This window comes from Rhizobacter sp. P2_H2 (assembly GCF_056403375.1).
This window is the reverse complement of sequence record NZ_JBFUFP010000285.1, coordinates 1-5,663: the sequence shown is the minus strand read 5'-3', so window position 1 is coordinate 5,663 and position 5,663 is coordinate 1. Positions and strand designations below refer to the sequence as shown.

Annotated in this window: 2 protein-coding genes; both read right to left on the bottom strand. The window is 61.3% G+C overall.

The features are described 5' to 3' along the window. A partial coding sequence (locus tag AC1D15_RS15920; RefSeq protein WP_477826730.1) for an NACHT domain-containing protein occupies positions 1-4,442 on the bottom strand: 4,442 nt, incomplete at its 3' end. A gap of 14 nt (positions 4,443-4,456) precedes the next feature. Next, positions 4,457-5,663: AlbA family DNA-binding domain-containing protein (locus AC1D15_RS15915; RefSeq protein WP_477826729.1), on the bottom strand; the 1,207-nt coding region annotated here is incomplete at its 5' end.

Sequence of the window (5,663 nt, the reverse complement as noted above, 5' to 3'; positions counted from 1 at the left end):
GAGTCCACATTTGGGTGCCTTGGCTCGTCGTGCGGCCGCCCGAGCGAAAAGCGGCGTTCCTCGATTGCAAACAATGTCTCAGCAGCCAACGCTGCTGACGGACCTGCGGCCGTGGCCATCTCGAACAGGCCCGTCCGAATGTGGTTGCAGGCGCGTGAATACAGGTGGTGCGTGTTGGGCGATCCTTCAACGGGCTCGCGCTCTTCGAACATGCGTTCAAAAGCGATGGCGCGGGGACCTTTGCCGCCCCGGCCCGTGCGGTCTACAAACTCCAACAAGTAGTCGAGCGCCTTGGTGCCGGGCTCGGGAATCGCTGACACAAGTTCAAACGCGAGTTCTTCTCCCGTCCCCGTGTTCTGCTTTGTGCAGCTGTCCAGAATGTGGTGGAGGACGTCCGGACGGCCTTCGATCAATGGGACGAGCACGCTGGCGACTTGCCGTGCGTCGACATATCCCTTGATGAACTTGAATAGCGAGCCATCCACGGCCAGCTCAAGCAGTTTTGTCGGTCCGTGAGGGTCATCCATCAATGCTCGCAGAGCCTCCTCGGTTCGTTTGAGATCCCCGTTCTGGGTCAGTCGACTCAGCTGCGCCATCGCTGCAGGTGTGTCAATCTCTCGTAGCTTGCGAAGAACCACATAGCTCTGGGCCTTATCGGCCCACTGGTCGACCATGGCGTCGAGAGCGGGAGACGGCAGCTTGGTTTCCGAAACGTAGAAGTGCAGCGCTGCAAGGTCCTCCAAACTGGTGTCTTGCTGGTCAAACCACGCCGTTGACGTAACCCGCTCGGCAAACTGTTGTTGGAGCGCGGCCACTACCCCATCGTCGTCGATGGTCTCACCTTGCGAGACAAGTGCGTTCATCGCGTACGCGAATCGGTCGGGTAGCGCGTCGGTCCGCATGAGACTCTTACGAAGCTCAGGCCACCCGGCCCTCGTTGGCAGATTGGCCAGCGACGTCATGAGCCACCATCGCCGGTAGAACCGGTTCTCCCGTGGACTTACCGCAGCATCTCCACACGCCTCTAGACGGCTCGCAATCTTCAAAGCGAACTCATCGGTAATCTCCTGCAGCTCTTGGTCCCGCTGGCGGAGCACGAAGCCTTCAGCAATACGCTGCCGTCGAGCAGTAGTGTCCAGGCGAGCGTGAAAGCTGTTTCGGGGCCAAGGCAGTATGGCAATCTGTTGCACCACACCGAAGAGCACGTTGCCCTCGTCGTGCGTATCCAGAAGGGGCAGCAGCCGCTTTGCCATCGCGGCGCCCCCTGTCATCGCTGCGCGGGCGAACTCATCGCCGTACGACATTCCAGACGCGGGTCGGTGCTCTTTCACAAGAGAAGCTCTCCACTCAGCCTCCAGCATCAGGCCCTCGAAGATTCTGTCTGCGAAGCGAACCGAGTCCGCCCGGGATAGCAGGAGACACAGCGCGGCTTTGACGCCCGCGGTTTGGGCGCCTTCAGGTTCAGGYAAATCCCAGTACGCATCCAGCAGAACTTGGGCCGCTTCCGGCTGGAGCGTTCGGCGGCGTTGGTCAGGATGGTCCGCGAAGCGCTCGACGAGCCGGGGCTGGACAAGAAGTTCAAGCATCCTGCGTGCTTGCGAGTAGTGCAGTTCGCCTTTACGCGCCAGTGCCGTCGCACAGATGTCCTCAGTACTCGCCGCCCCAAGCACCCGCGAAAGGAACCGCTCAAGGTTCCTAGATTCCGGGTCGGACAGAGAAACATCCAGCCATTCGTCCAGAACGGCTTTGACTTCGGCACTGCTTGCAAGCATGCCGATCCGTGCGGCGTCCACCTTCTCTTCATCGCCGCCCTTGGCACGGGCAAACACCCTGGCGAAGGCGGCGCTCCGTTCTGGTTGCGGCAACGCTTCCAAGTGCGAGGCAACCCAGTCTTGGACTGTTCGGTGTTCCAAGAGCTTCTCCTCCGCGATGGCCTGCAATGCTGCGGGGTCGAACGCTGCAACCAGCTGGATGGTGTTGGTGTCGTCTTGGAGGTGAAAGTGGTCGGACGTCGCCAGCGCCTCCTTGGCCGCGTCAAGTGCAAATCCGCGCTCGTTCATCGGTAGCTCGCGAGCCAACTGCAGCAGCAAGTTCTTGTCGCCACTGACCACGACAAGTCTTTGTACTTCAGCTATCAGTTCTGGCACGCGGTCGTTGTTGCCAACAAAGCGCACCGAATTAAATGCTTCGTGGTCGAGCTTCGTATCGTCGGGCGATGCGAGCCAGGCGTCGAGCGCGGCATCCGAGGCCGGAAATTGCCATGCGAGCGTCGTGATGCCTTGCGCGCGCACGCCCGGGTCAGCGTCGCAGCAAGCGACGTCCTTTAAAAACGAGAGGTTCTCTCGATGGCCGCCAAGTCCCTGAAGCAGGTTGTGCTTTTTCTCCTTTGGCCAGCTACTGAACCGGTTCGTGATGTCGTCGCCAACTGACTTCACGCTCAAGCCGGCTGCGTCATTGATGAGCGCCAAGGCGTCCAAACTGGCTGTAGTTTCAAGTAGCGCCGTGAGCTCGGCTGCGAACACGGGAGACCGGGTCAGAGCCATGCATGCCAGCGCGTGCTTCTTGGCGCTATTCGACGTCGCCGCATGGAGCTGCGCTATGCCTTCGATGAGCTGTGCAAATGGGCCACTTGTCTCTGCTCCCATCTGAACCTCTCCGGCCAACTTGCTGGCGAGCRTCAGGTCGGCACGAATTGCTAGAGCAACCAGCTGCGCTCGCGGCACGACCAATCCATCGGCAACCAACTTCTCCGCGAGCAGGTCGAGCGATTCGGTCCATGCCGGCTGGTTGAATACTTCCCGCACCAGCTCCTGCTGCTGCGCGACGGTTTGCCCTTCCAAGGTGAGCTGCTCGAGCACCCAAGTTGCGGCGAAGAACTCCTGGAACCGTTGATGACAGAACTTCAGGACTTCCGAGTCGCGTTCACGATGCAGAAGGTGGGTATTGCAAAGGGCTTCAACGACCTTCGAAGGTTCAACGTCGCGGCCTTGAACTCGTCCGGATTGCTGCAGCTCTGCAAGGTTGCTCCCAACGACCTGGCGAGCCTCATCCAAATACATTTCCACCTTGCCAGCACCCGTCAGGTAGCGCGCCAACGCTTTTAAGTAGCTCCGGTGCTGGCCATAGAGCGGCGCGTCCTCAAGTGCCGCTTGCCGTTGGTCAGGGGCCTCCAGAATGGGCTGCACGGCTTCCAACAGGCCGTACATCGTCGCTGGCACCTCGTGCCCTCGTTGAGCCAAGAGAATGGCGCTGGACAGGATTAGTGGATTGCGCGCCGTCAGCCGTAGCGGCGTGTCGGTTTGCAGTCGATTGAGCAACCCATTACCCGTCCCGTCGGGAAGGGCTCGCGCGACCAGCGCGCGCTGCCGGTCCCAGTTGAACTCGAGCACGCTGACCACTACGCCAGTGGCGGCAGCGAACGGGCCCTCTGCACGCCGCGACGTGCAAACCACCATCGCGCCCCGATGGTCCGCAAGAAAGTCTTCTGCGCCGGCGATTGCGCGGGCCCTGTCGGCGGCCGCAATTTCATTCCAGCCGTTGAGGAGCAGAGCCGCGCTTCCGTTCATGAGGAGCGACGACAACGCATCCCTATCTATCGCCGCCCGCTGGACACCACGCATGCCCGCAAGGTAGTCCAACAGGGGCTGTTCGGACCTCAGCCAATTGGGGGCCGATGCATACAGAGGAACAGGCATCCCAGGGTTTTGGAGAAGCGCTTCCCCCAGCTCAACGAGGGCAGTCGTCTTCCCGACGCCACCCTCGCCCTCGATGACAATAAGCTTTCGCTCAGGCAGCAGGGCCGCTAGCGACGCCACGTCCAGTCGTTCGTGCGAACCGGCCTCGGCCCCAGTCGCAAACGCGCAGGGAATTCGCTGATCCAACAGCTTGGCGGCCTTTGGAGCTTGCTCAAGAAGTCCTCGTGCCTCGGACCTGAGGGCATCTAGATTGGGAGCGGCAGCCTTCGCCAGGCGCATCTCGCGGTGGTCGGAAGCCATTTCTGCCACCTGCGCAGCCAGGAAATTGGGGGCGCCGGAAACGAAGGTTGCCACGTAGCTCGCGACAGCTTCGATATGCCCATGTGCGAGCTGCGGGACCTCTCCGGTGGCTTGCGAGTACCTCTGAGCGAGGGAGGTGAGGGCGTCATTAACCAGGTTGTGGTTGCCTCCCAACCTGGCCAGCAGGTACTGCGTAAGAACCTCCTGTGTTTTCGCATCAGCCAGCCATTGCCGCAAGGCATCCACCTGCGTCACGGCACTAGGCAGCATTGGCTCGCGGAGCAATTGTTCGATGGCAGCAGTGACTTGCCCTTGCGTGGTGAGCGCACCCAGGGCATCACCCCCCTGCAAGGCTGCGCGGGCGTCCGCCCGTTTGCCGAGGCCTGCCATCTTGTTCATCATCCAATCGGCAGCTTTGCCGAGCGCCGAATCGGCCAACCATTCCAACACTGTGCGCCTCCTTAACCTTGCCAGACGAACCGGCCGTCTTGCTCGACGTATTGATAGCTGCGAAGGAACCCGGATGCCTGCCAGAGCCTATCGAAGGCCGGGCGGAACAGCTCTGCGAGGTCGGCCGCAGGCCAGTCGTTCACAAGGACATCTGGGAGTTGCAGTGCGGTGCGGTCGATGGGGGTCAGCGGGGTGTCTTCCTCGTAGTGCCGGCGAAGCTCTCGGTTGTTGGTCACCACGACCGCACCTTCAGCGCCCACCAGCGCAATACGGACGACCAGTGGGACGTCCAGGGTCAACAGCGCACGGGCTCGTTCGATGAGCGCCCAGACGAAGTTCAGCACCTGGGTCTCCAACGTCTCGGCCGGCACCTCGATGCGACCTTCCCGAGGGTCCGCCACCTTCCACGCGCCTTCAAGCACGCCGGCGTGGTGAACGAGGGTGAAGGCGCGGGTTCTACCCTCGTTGATGGGTGTGTGATGCATTGGGCCTTCGAACGTCATCCGAAAGTCCACCCCACCTTGCGCAAGCGTCGGAATGGGCAGGGCGCCAGCGTTGGCTGCGGGCGCGACATTCAGCATGTCTGCACCGAAGGCTGAGTGGGCCTGGAACACGTGAACCATCACCTTGGGCCCAGGTCGAAGAGCCACCGGGGTGCGGTTGGTCAACACAGCGGCATAGCGTTCAGCAATGAAATCCTCGCGGCGGTCACGTTGTCCTCGAAGCACGTCCACGCGGGTAATCAGCGAGGCGACATCAAGATGGCGATTTGACCGAGACTCCCGGATATGGAACTGCTGGTCAAGCTTGCTGCGATGCAGACCATGCACGGACTGCGGAACGCGAACGACCAGCACGTGACCAGCTCCGTATGCGACTGGCGCAATCTGCACACCGACGATACGCGGGTCGAAGCTGTCGGCAATCATGTTTTGCAGCCTTAGCGTTTCCTGGTCCGGGTCTACGGCAAGAGGAACCACTTGGACGGCCGCGCCGCCGACTTCTCGCACGCCGATGACGATGTCGCCACCGCGGGTGTTCGCAAATGCGCACACGTCAGCCGCGAACTTCTTCTTGTCCGCATCCGTACCGCCGACGGTAGCCTGCTTGAAGTCGAGCTGGTTGCCTTCCTGGACCTGGTCGGCAACCAAGCGGTCGAAGTCCTCGGGAAGCAACTGGGTTATGGCTTTCGGAATCATCAAGAGTACTTTCTCGGCA